This is a genomic window from Martinezella sp. CNPSo 3957, assembly GCF_057784395.1.
Genome location: NZ_JBXSOU010000002.1, coordinates 576644 through 592434, shown reverse-complemented (window position 1 = coordinate 592434; position 15791 = coordinate 576644). Strand labels below are relative to the sequence as shown.

The following is a 15791-nucleotide window of genomic DNA, read 5'->3' as shown; positions in this document are numbered from 1 at the left end:
AAATAGATGCTGTCAACTGATTTTTAAATTTGTCATAAAATTCAGCTAAGGGTCTATTTTTTCATCACTTCTTCTCATCAAGCCAGATTCGCGTCTCTCGTAACCTTCCCGTGATGATGGAGCATTTCGCCTTCTGACAGATCGCGCAGCAGTTGACGGCACCAATGAAGAGACGTTACCTCATGAGTGAAATCGAGCCTCGAGATCTTGCCATGATCAGCATTTCGCCGCCGCCCTCCCGGATCTATCTTCTACGCCACGCCGAGGCCATGCAGGCTGCACCCGGCCAAAGGGATTTCGACCGTCCCTTGAGCGACAACGGCTACGCTGCAGCGGAGATTGTCGCCGACGAGGCGGCTGATAAAGGCTACAAGCCCGACCTCGTCATTTCCTCCACCGCCCTGCGCTGCCGCCAGACCGCCGAGGCTATACGCCGCATCGTCACGCCGTCGACGGAGTTCCGGTTTGTCGACGAACTCTATAACGGCTCACCGGATGTCTATCTGTCACTCATCGCTGCGCAGACCGATCAGGAGTCGGTCATGCTGGTCGCGCATAACCCAGTCATCGAACTGACGCTTGCGGCCTTGATTGGACGCGATGCTCTGGCCAGCGCTCTTCCACGCGGATTTCCGACTGCTGGTCTTGCCGTTGTCGATTCGACGCCATCGGGCTGGGTACTGCTCGACTTTGTCACCGAATAGAGACTTCGGCGATATGGGCCGCAAGCGGCCGCGCGGCTGATTGCAGACACATATCTGCTCATCTTTTCGGCGCAAGTTTCCATCCCTATATTCACGGTCACGCTGTCATCCAGGGATCCCGCCTTGCCCCCAAGCCTGACTTCTTTTACCGACGACGCCCTCATCGCCTTCGATAATCTGGCCGATCGAGCCGCCGGTCTCGTCAATCCGACAATTCGTCTGGGCGTCACGGGCCTCTCCCGTTCGGGCAAGACCGTCTTCATCTCCTCGCTGGTGCATAATCTCCTGAATGGTGGACGCCTGCCGTTGTTCGAGCCGGTGCAATCCGGCCGTGTCTCCGCCGTTCGCCTCGAACCGCAGCCCGATGACGCCGTGCCGCGCTTTCAGTATGAGGATCATATCCGCGCGCTCGTGAAAGACCGCGTCTGGCCGGATTCGACAAGGGCGATTTCCGAGCTGCGCCTCACGCTGGACTACCAAAGCGCCAGCGGCTGGAACCGCCTGTTCTCGCCCGGTCGCCTCTCGATCGATATCGTCGATTATCCGGGCGAATGGCTGCTGGATCTGCCGCTGCTTGCCAAGGATTTCCGCACCTTCAGCGAGGAAACGCTTGCGCTGGCGGAGACCGGCATTCGTGCCGAACTGTCACGTCATTGGCTTGGCGCGACGGAAGCGGCAAATATCGCTGAACCCGCGGATGAAATGAAGGCGCGCGATCTGGCCACGGCTTTCGCCGACTACCTGAAAGCCTGCAAATCCGACGAACGTTCGCTTTCCACATTGCCCCCCGGCCGCTTCCTTCTGCCAGGCGATCTCGACGGTTCGCCCGCCCTCACCTTCGCACCGCTGAAGTTGCCTTCCGAGGCCAATGCGCCGAAAGGGTCACTATGGGCGATGATGGAGCGGCGCTACGAGTCCTACAAGGCCGTTGTCGTCAAACCCTTCTTTCGCGAACATTTTGCCCGTCTTGACCGCCAAATCGTTCTGGTCGACGCCCTGCAGGCCATCAATCGCGGCCCGGAAGCGGTGCAGGATCTCGAACGGGCCTTGACGGATGTGCTCGCCTGCTTCCGTCCGGGCACCAACTCCCTCCTGTCCTCGTTGCTCGGCCGGCGCATCGACCGCGTGCTGGTGGCCGCGACCAAGGCCGACCATCTCCATCATGAAAGTCATGATCGGCTGGAGGCGTTGACGCGCCGTCTCGTCGACCGCGCCATTGAGCGCATCGGCATGGCCGGGGCCGGTATCGATGTGATGGCCATCGCTTCGGTGCGGGCGACCCGCGAGGCAACCGTGACCCGCGATGGGCAGATGCTTCCCGTCATCGTCGGCACGCCGATGGACGGCGAAACCATCGCCGGCGAGACCTTCGACGGCAATCGCAAGACGGCGGTCTTCCCCGGCGATCTCCCGGAAAATCCCCGCTCGCTGTTCGAAGCCCTTGAATCCAATGGAGCAAACGTCCATCTGCCCGAAGTGAATGTCGTACGGTTTCGCCCTCCGGAGCTGGAAAAAACGGGGGAAGGCATCAAGCTTTCGGTGCCGCATATCCGCCTCGACCGCGCCATGCAGTTCCTGTTCGGAGACCGTCTCGCATGACGAAATCGACCGAAAACGAGCCGAACGGTAATCGTCGTCCCGGCGCCTTCGCGGTGGAACCTGAAACCTCCAAAAAAGAGGCAACTGCGCCAGCGGTTCGCAAACCGCAGAGCTTCGATACCGATATTGTGCTGACGCCCGACGCGGAAGATCCGTTCATCAACCCGGCCCTCGGTGCCGATTCGGATGCGACTGCCATCGCCAAGCCACGCCGCAAAGGATTTTCCTTCGGCAAGGTGGCACTCAGCGCGCTTGGCATTCTGGTATCGCTCGCTTTCGGTCTCTGGACGGATCAGCTCATCCGCGACCTGTTTAGCCGGGCCGATTGGCTCGGCTATACTGCCATTGCGGTCATCGCCATCGGCATCCTGGCCGTGCTTGCCATCGTCATCCGCGAGACAGCCGGAATGATGCGGCTCGCCGCCGTGCAGAGCATCAAGGCGGAGGCGGATGCCGCCATTGTCGAAACCCGGCCGGCACGCGCCAAAGCATTGGTCAAGCGACTCTGCACCATTCTGGAAGCCAATCCGGACACGGCAAGAGGCCGCGCGACCCTGAAGGCGGCAGAAGACGATATCATCGATGCGCCGCAACTGATCGACCTTGCCGAACGTGAGCTGCTCGGCCCGCTCGACCGCCGCGCCCGCGGGCTGATTCTCGGTGCCTCGAAACGGGTATCGGTGGTAACTGCCGTCAGCCCCCGTGCCCTCGTCGATATTCTCTACGTTCTCTACGAGGCGGCGAGACTCGTCCGCGCCATGGCCGAGCTCTATGGCGGCAGACCCGGAACGCTCGGCATGGTCAGGCTGATGCGCGATGTGATCGCCCACCTGGCCGTCACCGGCTCCATCGCAGTCGGCGACAGCATCGTCCAGCAACTGATCGGCCACGGCCTGGCGTCGAAACTGTCGGCGCGTCTTGGCGAGGGCGTCGTCAACGGCATGATGACCGCAAGGATCGGCATCGCCGCCATGGACCTCTGCCGGCCGCTCCCCTTCAAGGCGCTCAAGCGTCCCGGCATTGCCGATTTTGCCGGCGACCTCACGCCGAGCGTAGGCGGCCGCAATCCTGCATGAGGACTTGAAAATCAGGCGTTTTGGCATTCAGGAAACCAAGCATTAACCATTCTGCGGCAAAAGTGACAATCAGTTTCACGGTTCCGCCTCGCTAGGGAATGTCCATGTTTTCGCGTCGATTTCTTCTTGTAAGCAGCCTTGCAGCCGCAGCCATCTCCACCGGCGCCTGGGTGCAGTCGGCCGACGCGGCGCCCCGCGACAAGGCCTTCTTCCAGTCAATCTCCGGGACCTGGAGCGGCCCCGGCGAAATCGTCGCCGGCAAGTACAAGGGCACGAAGTTCACCTGCAATCTCACAGGCAAGCCATCCGATGGTGGCAGCGCCGGCGTCAAGCTCGACGGCACCTGCCGCGTCGGCGTCTTCCAGCAGCCGATGTCGGCCGAGATCACGCAGAATGGCGGTTCCTACAGCGGAAAGTTCCTGGATGGCGCAGCCGGCAAGGGCCTCGACGTCACATCAGGCGCGGTCAACGACAACACCGTCGTTCTCGGATTGATCCGCCAAAAGCTCAACGGCGCCATGATCGCCCGCGTTGCGGACAACAAGTCAATGAATGTCACAATCTCGGTGAAGGTCGGCGATCAGATGGTCCCGGTTATCGGCGTCACGCTGAAGCGCGCCGACGTCGACCAGATGGCGGTCGGGTCGATCCAATAGCGTTAGATGAGAACTCAGAAAAGTCATGACCTCCACCAGAGGTGGAGGTTTGAAACGCTGCGCTTGAACCGCTAGAAGCGGTATTGTTAGCGCTTAGTAGCTACGATTGAAGAGGTCGGCAAAGTCGGAAGCTTTGTCGGCCTTTTCCTGATTACGGATATATTGTCTGACGACCTGCTCATTGTAGCCCGTCGTCGATACGAAATACCCGCGTGCCCAAAAGTGATAACCTTTGTAGCGGCGCTTGCGCGCATATTTGTTCGCTACGTAAAGGGCCGTCTTGCCCTTCAAGAAGCCGACAATATGCGAAACCGAGTATTTCGGTGGGATCGATATCAACATATGCACATGGTCGGGCATCAGATGACCCTCCTCGATCTGGCAGCCTTTCTGCTGTGCCAGCCGACGCAAGAGTTCTCCCAACTCACGCCGCACGTCCCCGTAAAGTCTTTTCGTGCGGTATTTGCTGCCAAAAACAACGTGATACTTGCAGTCCCACGTCGTATGCGAGAGCGTTTGCTCATCCATAAAACCTCCTTGTTCGAAGTCTGGGCCACCCCAGCGGTTCAAGCAGAAGGTCTCTCAACTACCGTGTAGAACTCGTCCAGTCCTCCACCGTAGGTGGAGGTTTATTTATGGATATAGTCAAAGGCCGGCAATTTGCCGGCCTTTGTCTTTATAGATCCAAGGGGTCCGGTTCAGGCTGTCCGCCACCAATCACGGCTTTCATCCGCGACCTCGATACCTTCGATATCAACATCCTGCAGCCAGTCGGCGATCGTGCGGCCCTTCACCACGAGATCGGCGGCAAAATCAGCAAGCGGCATCAGCACGAAACCACGCTCGACCATTCGCGGATGTGGAATGGTGAGCAACGGCTCGGCTTTTTCCAAATCTCCATAGGTCAGCACGTCGATATCAATCGTGCGTGGTCCCCAGCGCTCGATCCGCACTCGCTTCATCTGCCGCTCTATGTCCAGGCAGACGTCGAGCAGAGCTTCCGGCGAGAGTGTCGTGTCGACGGCAGCACAGGAATTGTAGAAAAAGGATTGGTCCGTCTTGCCCCAGGGCGGCGTTCGGTAAAGCCGCGACACCGAAACCACCCGGCAATCGGCACGCGCGTCCAACGTACGCAGGGCGAGCGCCATGGCGTGGACGGGGTTATCCAGATTGCCGCCCAAACCGAGCGTCGTCCGCGCGGCTGCACCCTCAGGCAAAATGCTCAATGCTCACCTGTACATAATCGAGAACGCCCGGAACCGGCGCATTGGGCTTGCGTACCGTGATTTTGGCCCGGCGGATACTCGGAAAACGACGGCATAGCTCCTTGGCCACATCGAGCGCCAGCGCCTCGATCAGATAACGCCGGCGACCTGTCACGATTTCCTCGATGACGCTGAAGGCGACGCCGTAATTGACGGTATCGTCGATCGAATCGCGCTCCAGCGCGTCGCCGGCTTCGACATCGAGTTCGGCATCGACGAAGAAGCGCTGGCCGAGGAATTCCTCCTCGTCATGGACGCCGTGCCGGGCAAAGAAGGCGCAATTCTGTAGAGTAATGGTGTATGTCACAGCGCTCATGGCGTATCTCCGTTTCGAACAGGCGCGATCGCGTCCGAAAACCGCTCCTTGGATCCGAGCATCATGTTTTAAGTCTCGCCCGCGTCGCGAGAATAGCATCCGCGATGGCCAACGCGTCCCTATTGATTGCGACATTGTGTACACGGAATATCGCAGCTCCCTGCAATCGCAAGATTGCGCTGGTTGCAGCGGTGCCGACATCGCGATCAGCTGCTTCGCGACCCGTTATAGTGCCGACGAACCGCTTTCGCGAAGTACCGACCAATAGCGGCAGGTCGAAGCGCAGCAGGGCGTTGAAACGCGCCATGAGCTCCAGATTTTCCTCGGCATTTTCCTTAGCGAAGCCGAAACCCGGATCGAGCACGATCGTCCGCCTGTCCACGCCTGCGGCGGCTGCGATCTCCAGCGAGCGATTGAGAAAGAAAAGCTGGTCATCGATGACATCAGGCAGCTTCTGCCGGTTGCGGCCCGTGTGCATGATGCAGAGACCGGCGCCCGTTTGTGCCGCCACAGCGGCGATATCAGGCTCGCGCTGCAGACCGAAGACATCATTGACGATATGGGCACCCGCTCCGATCGCGAGCCGCGCCGTATCGGCGCGGTAGGTATCGACCGAGATCAGGGCATCGGTCCTTCCGCGCAGGGCTTCGATGACAGGCAGTACCCGTCCCTGCTCCTCGGTGGCATTGACGGCGACAGCACCCGGCTTGGTCGATTCGCCGCCGATATCGATGATGGCGGCCCCCTCCTCGACGCAAGCCAGCGCATGGGCAACGGCCGCATCGACGGCCTCATAATGACCGCCGTCGGAAAAGGAATCCGGCGTCACATTGACGATAGCCATGATGACACTCTGCCCGCCGACATCGATGCTGCGGCCATGCGCGACATGCCATCTTTGGCTGCGAAGCTCCGTCACGAACTGTCCATCCCATTGAAAAGGAAAAAACCTTGCGCTTGATATTGCGCTCACACTGGCTATGCCGCAAGGTTCACAGAAGTTCAACATGGTAGCGACACGAATGCCGCTTGCGTCCCATAAGTTCAGTCTTTCGTGTGCATTGCTGCTCGCGGTCTGCATACCCGGTGTGGCCGGTGCAGAAGTCATCGCCCGCAAGTCAATTTCCTATTTCGACATCAAGGGAAGCACCGCCGACGAGCTCGATGCAGCCTTGAACCAGCGCGGGCCATTGGCGATAGGCTCAAGCAGCCACCATCCCGGCGCAACGAAGATCCGCTTCGGCGGCAGTGCGACCTACAGCGAATCAAACGGCCGCTGCCATATCTCCAGCGTCAAGGTAACGGTCAATACGGAAATCATCCTGCCGCGCTGGCGGGACCGGCGGGGCGCCAGCAAGCAGCTTTCCGTGATCTGGGATACCCTGGCCGGCGATATCCGGCGCCACGAAGATCGGCATGTCGAAATCGCCCGCCAGCATGCGCGGCAGATGGAAAAGCAGATTCTCGCTCTGCCACCCGCCAGCAATTGCGATACGCTGCAGGAACGGGCAAACGCGGTGACATCGCGCGAAACCGAACGGCACGACGCCGATCAGGCGCGCTTCGACCGCATAGAAGCGCTCAATTTTTCGAGCCGCATGCAGAGGCTGCTCTACTATCGCAGCCGACAAGGCAATTCGCAGTAGTCCGAAGAGCTGCCCTCAGCGCAAAAAGCGATCGAGTGACGACAGCTGTGGGAAATAGGTCACTATATCCTGTGAATCGTGCGATCCCGCTGCTCTTTGAACTTTACGAGAATCTGAAATAGGTTTTTCCTATCAATTACAGAGACAAACGCACTGGTTGATTCGAAAAAGGCCTGGCGGTTGTCTCATAAGGATCGATTTCGAGTGCCTGCGTCGGCGGGTCTATTCGCTCTTCGGCGCAGTCGGGTTTGTTTTTCGAAGCATGCGCTAAGTGTTCTCCTGGCGCGTCCTGAAGCCGCAGGTGTTTCCTCCCTTGCCTGTGGTGATGCGCCCGCCTCGCCTCGCTCGCTGCACCAGCTGAGCGGGGCATCTTTTTGCGTGACGAGCGTCTACAGGAGATCTGGCCGAGGAATCGCGTAAGGCGCGTTGGAGCGCTGCCTCAGGCCTGGCGCTCCGGCACATGCACCACAAGCCCGTCCAACGCGCTCTTCATCTTGATCTGACAGGAAAGCCTCGAGTTCGGACGGACGTCGAATGCAAAATCGAGCATGTCTTCTTCCATGGCTTCCGGGCCGCCGACCTTTTCGGTCCATTCCTCATCGACATAGACATGACAGGTGGCACAGGCACAGGCGCCGCCGCATTCCGCTTCAATACCCGGAACGGAGTTGCGCACTGCATTTTCCATCACGGTGGAGCCCTCGTCGACATTGAGATCAAAGCGCGTGCCGTCGAAGGCGACGATGGTCAATTTGGTCATGTGGGTGAATTCCGAATTGCTTGAATGAAGGACGATCGGAATTTTACTTCCAACAATTCGCTGGAGCAGTCAACATTTGCGCCGCCGAAACGGATTATCCCTTCTGGCGGCGCAAGAATGCTTGAGATTTGCTGTTCGAACGCTCGGCCTAGCGCGAAAGCTTCAAAATGAAGTTTTCGGCCTCGATAACGCTGGCTGTAACCGCTGCCATGCGAGCAGCGTCGCCGACGTTGCTTTCGAGCGCTCCGGCCGCATCCGCCACGCGAAAGGCGCCAATGGAGCTGGCAGCCCCCTTCAGCTTGTGCGATGCAGCTTCTATGCGTTTCAAATCGCCGCTGCCAATCTCCTGCAGGCATGAACGAGCCTGCCTTGCGAACATCTGCAGCACCTCGACCTCAAGCGCCTTATCACCCATCGTCTGTTTTCCGAGATGGACAAGATCGATGGCCCGCTCCCGCGACGGAGCCGCGCCCCGCGAATTGTCCGGAGATTCAAATGCGATGTTCAAAGCTGCCATGTGCCAATGCTCCAGTCTTTTATCTGTGTCTGTTTTATAGACCTGCCGCATAGTTGCGGCCCGGACATGGCCATCGAGTTAAATTTTGGCACATTAAGGGCTGAAAACTCGGGACATGGTTAACGTGCGTTAAACATGCTCAAAATCTTGGGTTTTCATCGCATTGAACAGTCAAACAGGGTTAATGACCCCTTAATGATCCACTGGCTTTAAGGTGGAATTAATTGTCATGACTGGGGGAATGTGTCACTACGATACTGGTAAATTGGGTGGATGGCACATGCCTTTGCCCCGGAAGTGGATGATGGTAATGTTTTCATAACATCCGTTTGAAAAACCAGTTATCCACTCTGAATGTAATGGGAAATCCAAGCTCGGTGTTGATCGAAGGCGGAGGACCCCACGGGAGGCAGGGTTCGTCTTTTCCGGACGCGGCGGAATTACCGGAAAAGGCACGGCAAGCCCGAGTGAGTTGTAACGAGGCGTAACCGCATGGCGAACAAAAAGTACATCGAGTCGGTCGAGGACAAGGCCTTTCAGGCATTGGACGAAGCTTTGCAGATCGATTTCAGTGACGAGAGCTTGGAGTCTCGCAGCGGAACTACGCCCGATATCCCGGAGCAAAATGTGTCTGAGCCGCCGAAACAGCCGATAAAGCAGACCAGGGATGATGCCGCCCGCAAGAATGGCGGCGCGCGCAGCACCGCAGCCCCTGCCACTCCGCCCCGCCCTGCCGAGGCACCGAAGAATCCGAACCTCGCTGCTGCCAATGACGGCAACAGGGCAAGTTCCGCAAGCATATTGAGAGCGCTCGACGGAGCCTCGCAGAGCCGTGCGGTTAGAAACGCCACGATCTTCTCGCTGCTCTGGATCATCGGCGGCGCCGGCCTCGCGTTCATGCTCTATGGCACCCAGATCCGGAACATTCATTCCATCGCGGATCTTGCCGCCCTTCCGGGCGTCATCGCCTGCATCGTCGGCATTATCGTTCCGGTGCTGCTCTTCTATGCTTTCGGCATGATGATCTCGCGTGCGCACGACATGCGCAATGCAGCGCGCTCCATGGCGGAAGTCGCCCTGCGTCTCGTCGAGCCGGAAACCATCGCTTCCGAGCGCATCATGACGGTCGGTCAGGCCGTTCGCCGTGAAGTCTCGGCGATGAACGAAGGCATCGAGCGCACCATTGCACGCGCGACGGAACTCGAAACCCTCGTCCATTCCGAGGTCAACGCACTGGAACGCAGCTACGCCGACAACGAATTGCGCGTGCGCGGCCTCGTGCACGAACTCGGCGCAGAACGTGATGCCATCGTCAATCACGCCGAGCGTATCCGCTCGTCGATCTCAGGCGTGCACGATCAGATCAAGGAAGACCTGTCGCTGGCGACCGAAGAAATCGCCGTGCGGCTCTCTACTTCTGGCGAAGCTTTCGCATCGATGATCGATACGCGAGCAGCCGCCCTGATGGAGAAGTCGGATTCCGCGGTCCAGGCCCTCGGCACCCTGCTTTCCGCCAAGACCGACAGCCTGCTGCAGAACCTCAACGCTTCAGGCCTCGCTCTCAGCCATGAATTCGATACCCGCCTTGAATCTCTGTCGTCGACTCTTGCCGACCGCGGCAAGGACCTGCTTGGCCAGTTCGAAACGCGCGCCTCGACGCTCGATGCAAACACCGAAAAGCTGAATTCCGCATTGAACGAACGTGCACGCCAGCTCAATGAAACACTGGTTGCCCGCACGAAGGAGATCAGCGAAAGCCTCAGCGGCGGCGAGCGGTCTATCACGGGCACCCTGGACAATGTTCTGTCCCGCCTCAACACGGCACTCGACGAAAAAGGCGCGAGCTTCCGTCAAAGCCTGCAGTCGACAGCCGATGACACCATCATGGATCTCGACCTGCGCTCCGGCTTCTTCGAAGAGCGCTTCCAGTCGACGATCGCGCAGCTTTCGACGACCTTCGATGACCGCGTGTCGGAATTCACCTCCGCCTTCGACAAGCGTGCCGGCTCCCTGGACACCAAGCTCTCGGAAAGCCTTGCCCGCATCAATCAGTCGCTCGGCAGCAATTCGGATGCGCTGGAAGGCATCCTGACCTCCAGCATCGAGCGCCTGGGTTCGCATCTCACCGACCAGTCCTTCGCTCTCGCAACGACGCTGGCAACCGGCCAGGAAGTATTGGAAAGCGCGATCGGCTCCAAGGCGAACGAGATCACCTCCGCGCTGCAAAACGCCACGACAGGCATTTCTTCCGCCCTGACCTCGGGCACGAGCGAACTCAACACCACCCTCACCTCGCATGCCGGTGCGTTCACATCCGCCGTGCAGGGTGTCACGCGCGATGTCTCCGCCGCGCTGCAAAGCGGCACGGAAGAACTCACCTCGGCCTTCACCGGCCGTGCCAACGACATCAACAACACCCTCTCTGCTCGCACCAACGAAATCACGCAGGCTTTGAGCTCTGCCCATGAGCGGGTCGATGCCGTCATGGCCGCCCGCAGCAACGCCTTGTTCGGCGCGCTGGCCGATAACCAGTCCCGTTTCGAGCAGACGCTTGCCGAGCGTTCGGAAGCGATTGCCAGCGCCGTCAGCGGTTCTCACGAACATCTGACCGCCGCCCTGGACGAGCGTACCTCGATGCTGGCCATTTCGCTGGCCGAAAGCCAGCTGCGCCTCGAAAACACGCTTGCGAGCCGCGCCGACGCGATAACCGGCGTCATGGCCGATACTCATAGCAAGCTGGCCGACACGCTCGACGACAAGACGATGGCACTTGCTATCGCGCTTTCCGAAAGCCAATCCCGCCTGGAAGACACGGTTTCCGGTCATGCGGAACGTGTTGCCGGCACGCTAGATTCCAAGACCAATGAGCTGGCGCGCGCACTTGCCGAGGGACAGGCTCGCCTCGAAAGCACCGTCTCGGGTCACGCCGAAAGCGTCACCAATGCTCTCGACGATAGGACGATGGCGCTCGCCATCGCACTTTCAGAGAGCCAGGCCCGGCTGGAGGAAACCGTCTCCGGTCACGCAGACCGCGTCGCTGACACGTTCGAAGGCAAGGCCAGCGCCCTCGCCGCTGCGCTGACCTCCGGACAGGCTCGTCTTGACGAAACCCTCGCAAACCGCGCCGAGGCCATCATCAAGGCATTTGCGGGCAATCATAATGCCTTGGCCGAAGCGCTGGACGACAGAGCGATGGCACTCGCCATCGCATTGTCGGAAGCCCAAGCCCGCCTGGAGGATACCGTCTCCGGCCATGCCGATCGCGTTGCCGACACGCTGGATGGCAAGACACGGGCGCTTTCCGATGCGCTGACCTCTGGCCAGTCGCGTCTCGAAGCGACGCTTGCCAATCGCGCCGAGGCGATCACGAACGCGTTCACCAGCAACCACAGTGCGCTGGCCGATGCACTGGACGACAAGGCGATGGCCCTCGCCATTTCGCTTTCGGACACCCAGTCACGCCTGGAGGATGCAGTATCCAGCCGTCTTGACGCCCTCTCCGAAACCGTCGCCGGCACTCACGACAAAATCGTCAACAGCCTAGACGACCGGACTATGGCGCTCGCCGTTGCTCTTTCGGAAGGCCATGCGAAGCTGGAAGACACTCTTTCCCACAGCGCCAAGGCTATTGCCCATACCGTCACCAGCGGCCATGAGGCATTGACCAACACGCTCGACGACAAGAGCATGGCCTTCGCAATTTCGCTTGCAGAAAACCAGAACCGTTTCGAAAGCGCCCTGGAGGAACGCGCCAACGCGCTTCTCGACAGCGTCTCCGGTGCAGAGTCCCGCGTTGCCGGAGCCTTTGGCGACAAGGCGGAAGCCATCCGTGCTGCCTATAGCGAAAACCAGGAACGCCTCGACCGCTCGCTCACCGCCCATACGGACACCCTCTCCGAAATGCTCGGCGCCAACAGCGATCGCGTCGAAACCGTTCTCGGCACGACGACCCGCCAGCTGGAGAATACGCTCGGCGCCGGTCTGTCGCAGATGGATCAGAACCTCGCCTCGGCCTACGAGCGTATGCGTTCCACGCTGGAAGACCGCAGCAATGCGATCAACCTTGCCCTGCGCGATGCCCACGCGCAGATCGACAACACGCTGATGGAACAGACGACCGCCATCGGCACCTCGATTGCCACCAGCGCCAGCATGCTGGAAATGTCGCTCGAGGACCGTGAGGCTTCGCTGCGCCAGACCATTGACGCCAGCGCGAGGACGCTGGAAGAGCGCCTGAACAGTGGTGCGGGCGACATTGCCGGCCGTATCCAGCAGGCCGCCGGCGACATCGCACGCTCAGCCGAAACCTTCTCATCCAACCTCAACCAGTCGATCGACGGCATGACGAACCGCTTTGCCGAGACCGGTTCGCGCGTCGAAGCGAGCCTTTCGGCGCTCGAAAATCGCATCAACGAAGGTGTCACCGGCGTTGCCGCCCAGGTCGATGTCGCCGGCAACCGCCTCTCCGACACGCTGGCGAGTGGCGCGGCAAAGATCGACGACAGCGGCAGCCAGGCAGCTGCTCGCATCGAAGAGCGCCTTTCGACCATGGATCGCGCTCTCAATCTCGGCCTCGAAGCGGTCAACCGCACGATCGAAGGCAAGGCCGCCAATCTTGCAACGACGCTGCGCACGGCCGTTGCCGACGCCGCGCAGGGCATGGACACGGAAGCAACCCGCACGGCCGAATTGCTCGCCAATACCGGCCAACAATTCGCCGAGAACCTCGGCAGCCATAGCGATGCCTTTACGCGTGCCATGAGCGAGCGCTCCGACGAGCTCGTCAACCGCGTCTCGGAAACGCAGAACCGGCTGGCAAGCCAGGCTGCGGCCGTCGCCCAGACCTTCTCGGAAGCAGGCAACGCGATCGTCAACAAGGTTGCCGAAGCCGAAGGCCTCGTCAGCAACCAGGTCAATACGATCTCGCAGGCGCTCTCTTCGGCCGAACAGTCGCTGGAAGCCCGTGGCGCGGCCATCCGCAACACGCTTACCGGCGGCAGCGAGCAAATCGCCTCCACCATGGCGCAGGTCGAGCGTGCGCTCGACGAGCGCAGCACGGCGATCCGCAGCTCTCTGGAGGAACGCGCCCGCGAAATTGACACCACGCTCGCCGATGTCGACAAGGCCTTGGAAGCCCGTAGCTCCTCCATCCGCACCTCGCTCGACGAGCGCACGCGCGAGCTGAATTCGATGCTGGCTGGGCGCTCCACCGAACTTTCACGCCTCATCGACGAAAAGGCTCGCCCGATCGTCGATCGCTACGCGGCAACGGGTCAGGAGGCGGCCGCTCTCATCACGGCGGCGGCTCAGGAAAGCACGGAACGCCTGCGCGCTGAAAATGCCGCGCTGATCAACGCGATCTCGTCGCGCACTGAGCACGCCGTCAACACGGTCAGCGCACTCGAAAACAACCTGCTTGCGAGCGTCAACGGCATCATCGCCCGCCTGGCCGACAACAACTCGGCGATCGCCGGACTGCTGTCCAATGCCGCAAGCGAATTCGCAAACGTCGACGACCGCCTCATGGCAACCTCGTCACGCTTCGCCGAATCCGCCGCGAAGGCCGGCGAGATGGTCTCGGCCTCCAGCCGTCTTCTCGAAGGCAAGGTCGACAAGCTGTCTGAGATTACCGGCCAGACCTTGTCGCAGGTCGGCAGCATCGTCGGTCGTTTCGACGATCACTCCAAGGTGCTGACGCAAGCATCCCAGCTCCTTGGCGCTGCCCAGTCGAACCTCGTATCGACGCTGGAAGAGCGCGAAACGGCACTGCAGAACCTGGCCGTCGGTCTCGTTCAGCGCTCGGAAGAGATCGAGAACACCATGCGTGCCCTCGGCTCGATGGTGGAAACGGCCTTCGACCGGGCGGAACAGCGTTCGAACCAGGTGACCGGCAATCTCCGCCAGAGCGTACAGTCCTCCTTCGGCGATATCGGCCGCGTTCTCTCCGACGCCGAGAAGCGCGCCGAAGATGCTGCGGAAAACATGCGCACCGCATTGCAGAAGGCCGGCGAAGAAGCCAACCAGGCTGTCGAGAACACATTCGCCAACGCCGAGCGCCGCTCCAGCGATCTCACCAATCGACTGCGCGGCGGCCTCACGGCCTCGCTGTCCGAGGTCGAGCAGATGCTCGCCGACGCCGGCAAGACCTCGGATACGGCTGCCCAGCAGCTGCGTGAAACCCTGCGCGTTGCCGTCGATGACGCGATCGGCCGCTTCGCCGGTGCGACGGATGAGATCCGCCGCTCCGCCGGCGATATCCGCCGCGAGCTTGACCTCACCCGCAACGAACTGAAGCGCGGTGCCTTCGATCTTCCGGAAGAAGCGAAGGAGAGCGCTGCAGCCATGCGTCGCGCCGTTGCCGAACAGATCAAGGCCCTGCAGGACATCTCGCAGATTGTCGGCCGCTCAACGCAGCAGCTGGAGATTTCGGAGCCGACCGCGCGCGCGCTGGCCGAAGCACAGCCTGCTCCACGGCCGCAACCCGCTGCACCTGCCCCGGCAGCTGCAGCTCCGCCGCCACAACAATCGACCCCGCAGCAACCGGCGCCACAGCCCCCGGTCGCCCAGCAGCCCGTACAGCGCCCGGCACCGCAGCCGCAGCAGCCTTCGATCGAGGCGCTCGGCTTGCGTGGATCACTCCCTGCCGAGCGACCGGCAGCACAGCCGCAGCGTCCAGCGGAAACAGCAGCTCCTGCTCGCCAGGAAGCGGCCGGTGGCGGCTGGATCAGCGATCTGCTGCGTGGCGCGTCGCGCGATGAAAATGCCGGTCTGCAGCCGGCCCGCCAACCAGCGCCGAAGGCGCCTCCGGAACAGGCTCCTGCTCCCGCCGCACGCAACCCGCGCCATGTCGTAGAGTCGCTGAACTCGCTTTCGGTCGATATCGCCCGCGCCATCGATCATGACGCCTCGGTCGATCTCTGGCGCCGTTACCAGCGCGGCGAACGCGATGTGTTCACCCGCCGGCTCTATACGCTCAAGGGTCAGCAGACTTTCGACGAGATCAAGCGCAAGTACGACCGCGAGCCGGAATTCCGCACCGCAGTCGATCGCTACATCGCCGACTTCGAAAAGCTGCTCGCCGATGTCGCCCGTACCGATCGCGATCGCACCGTCACACAGTCCTATCTCACCTCGGACACCGGCAAGGTCTACACGATGCTGGCCCACGCAGCCGGCCGCCTGAGCTGAGATTGATAGATAAGAGACGAACGCTCGATCCCCGGCAGAGATGCCGGGGATTTTTGATTCAAAC

General features: G+C 60.7%; 12 protein-coding genes. 6 read left to right on the top strand and 6 right to left on the bottom strand.

All coding sequences use genetic code 11. The features are described from left to right. Positions 1 to 212: 212 nt before the first annotated feature. The 4 genes from AC13QE_RS08020 (at position 213) to AC13QE_RS08005 (ending at position 4035) form a co-directional block, all read left to right on the top strand. The gene (locus AC13QE_RS08020) at positions 213 to 704 is read left to right on the top strand and encodes a SixA phosphatase family protein (protein WP_488483345.1); all 492 of its coding nucleotides are present in this window, start codon (positions 213 to 215) and stop codon (positions 702 to 704) included. 123 nt (positions 705 to 827) lie between these two features. Next, positions 828 to 2303, top strand: coding sequence for a YcjX family GTP-binding protein (locus AC13QE_RS08015; protein ID WP_488483269.1), 1476 nt, complete (start codon positions 828 to 830; stop codon positions 2301 to 2303). Then, entirely contained in the window at positions 2300 to 3379 is a 1080-nt protein-coding gene (locus tag AC13QE_RS08010; RefSeq protein WP_488483268.1) for a YcjF family protein, read from the top strand. Before AC13QE_RS08015 ends, AC13QE_RS08010 begins: the two co-directional genes overlap by 4 nt. 104 nt (positions 3380 to 3483) lie before the next feature. Beyond that, positions 3484 to 4035: a hypothetical protein gene (locus tag AC13QE_RS08005; RefSeq protein ID WP_112606368.1), complete on the top strand. Its 552-nt coding sequence runs from the start codon at positions 3484 to 3486 to the stop codon at positions 4033 to 4035. Positions 4036 to 4128: 93 nt separating this feature from the next. Here AC13QE_RS08005 and tnpA read toward each other — a convergent pair whose 3' ends face one another. The 4 genes from tnpA to folP form a co-directional block, all read right to left on the bottom strand. Next, complete coding sequence (tnpA, locus tag AC13QE_RS08000) at positions 4129 to 4563, bottom strand: IS200/IS605 family transposase (protein WP_488483344.1); 435 nt, start codon at positions 4561 to 4563, stop codon at positions 4129 to 4131. Positions 4564 to 4733: 170 nt separating this feature from the next. Then, a complete protein-coding gene (folK, locus tag AC13QE_RS07995; protein ID WP_488483343.1) occupies positions 4734 to 5252 on the bottom strand; it encodes a 2-amino-4-hydroxy-6-hydroxymethyldihydropteridine diphosphokinase in 519 nt (172 codons plus the stop codon). Then, positions 5245 to 5616, bottom strand: coding sequence for a dihydroneopterin aldolase (gene folB / locus AC13QE_RS07990; protein ID WP_112398356.1), 372 nt, complete (start codon positions 5614 to 5616; stop codon positions 5245 to 5247). Before folB ends, folK begins: the two co-directional genes overlap by 8 nt. A gap of 61 nt (positions 5617 to 5677) precedes the next feature. Further along, entirely contained in the window at positions 5678 to 6535 is an 858-nt protein-coding gene (gene folP, locus AC13QE_RS07985; RefSeq protein ID WP_488483267.1) for a dihydropteroate synthase, read from the bottom strand. 103 nt (positions 6536 to 6638) lie between these two features. Here folP and AC13QE_RS07980 point away from each other — a divergent pair, with 103 nt between their 5' ends. Beyond that, positions 6639 to 7262 (top strand): DUF922 domain-containing Zn-dependent protease, encoded by a 624-nt coding sequence (locus tag AC13QE_RS07980; RefSeq protein WP_488483342.1) that lies wholly within the window; start codon positions 6639 to 6641, stop codon positions 7260 to 7262. Between the two features lie 439 nt (positions 7263 to 7701). Here the strand turns inward: AC13QE_RS07980 and AC13QE_RS07975 are convergent, their stop codons facing one another. Further along, on the bottom strand, positions 7702 to 8022 hold the full coding sequence (locus tag AC13QE_RS07975) for a 2Fe-2S iron-sulfur cluster-binding protein (RefSeq protein ID WP_015340086.1): 321 nt from the start codon (positions 8020 to 8022) through the stop codon (positions 7702 to 7704). A gap of 148 nt (positions 8023 to 8170) precedes the next feature. Next, positions 8171 to 8539 carry an Hpt domain-containing protein gene (locus AC13QE_RS07970; protein ID WP_488483266.1) on the bottom strand — a complete coding sequence of 123 codons (369 nt, stop codon included), beginning with the start codon at positions 8537 to 8539 and terminating at the stop codon, positions 8171 to 8173. 492 nt (positions 8540 to 9031) lie between these two features. Here AC13QE_RS07970 and AC13QE_RS07965 point away from each other — a divergent pair, with 492 nt between their 5' ends. After that, positions 9032 to 15727, top strand: a complete 6696-nt coding sequence (locus AC13QE_RS07965; RefSeq protein WP_488483265.1) for an apolipoprotein A-IV repeat region-like domain-containing protein — start codon at positions 9032 to 9034, stop codon at positions 15725 to 15727. Positions 15728 to 15791 lie beyond the last annotated feature (64 nt).

Bases quoted from the DNA above. Each gene is read 5' to 3' on its own strand.
- AC13QE_RS08020 (WP_488483345.1), top strand. From the start codon at position 213: ATGATCAGCATTTCGCCGCCGCCCTCCCGGATCTATCTTCTACGCCAC.
- AC13QE_RS08010 (WP_488483268.1), top strand. From the start codon at position 2,300: ATGACGAAATCGACCGAAAACGAGCCGAACGGTAATCGTCGTCCCGGC.
- AC13QE_RS08005 (WP_112606368.1), top strand. From the start codon at position 3,484: ATGTTTTCGCGTCGATTTCTTCTTGTAAGCAGCCTTGCAGCCGCAGCC.
- tnpA (WP_488483344.1), bottom strand. From the start codon at position 4,563: ATGGATGAGCAAACGCTCTCGCATACGACGTGGGACTGCAAGTATCAC.
- folB (WP_112398356.1), bottom strand. From the start codon at position 5,616: ATGAGCGCTGTGACATACACCATTACTCTACAGAATTGCGCCTTCTTT.
- AC13QE_RS07980 (WP_488483342.1), top strand. From the start codon at position 6,639: ATGCCGCTTGCGTCCCATAAGTTCAGTCTTTCGTGTGCATTGCTGCTC.
- AC13QE_RS07975 (WP_015340086.1), bottom strand. From the start codon at position 8,022: ATGACCAAATTGACCATCGTCGCCTTCGACGGCACGCGCTTTGATCTC.
- AC13QE_RS07970 (WP_488483266.1), bottom strand. From the start codon at position 8,539: ATGGCAGCTTTGAACATCGCATTTGAATCTCCGGACAATTCGCGGGGC.
- AC13QE_RS07965 (WP_488483265.1), top strand. From the start codon at position 9,032: ATGGCGAACAAAAAGTACATCGAGTCGGTCGAGGACAAGGCCTTTCAG.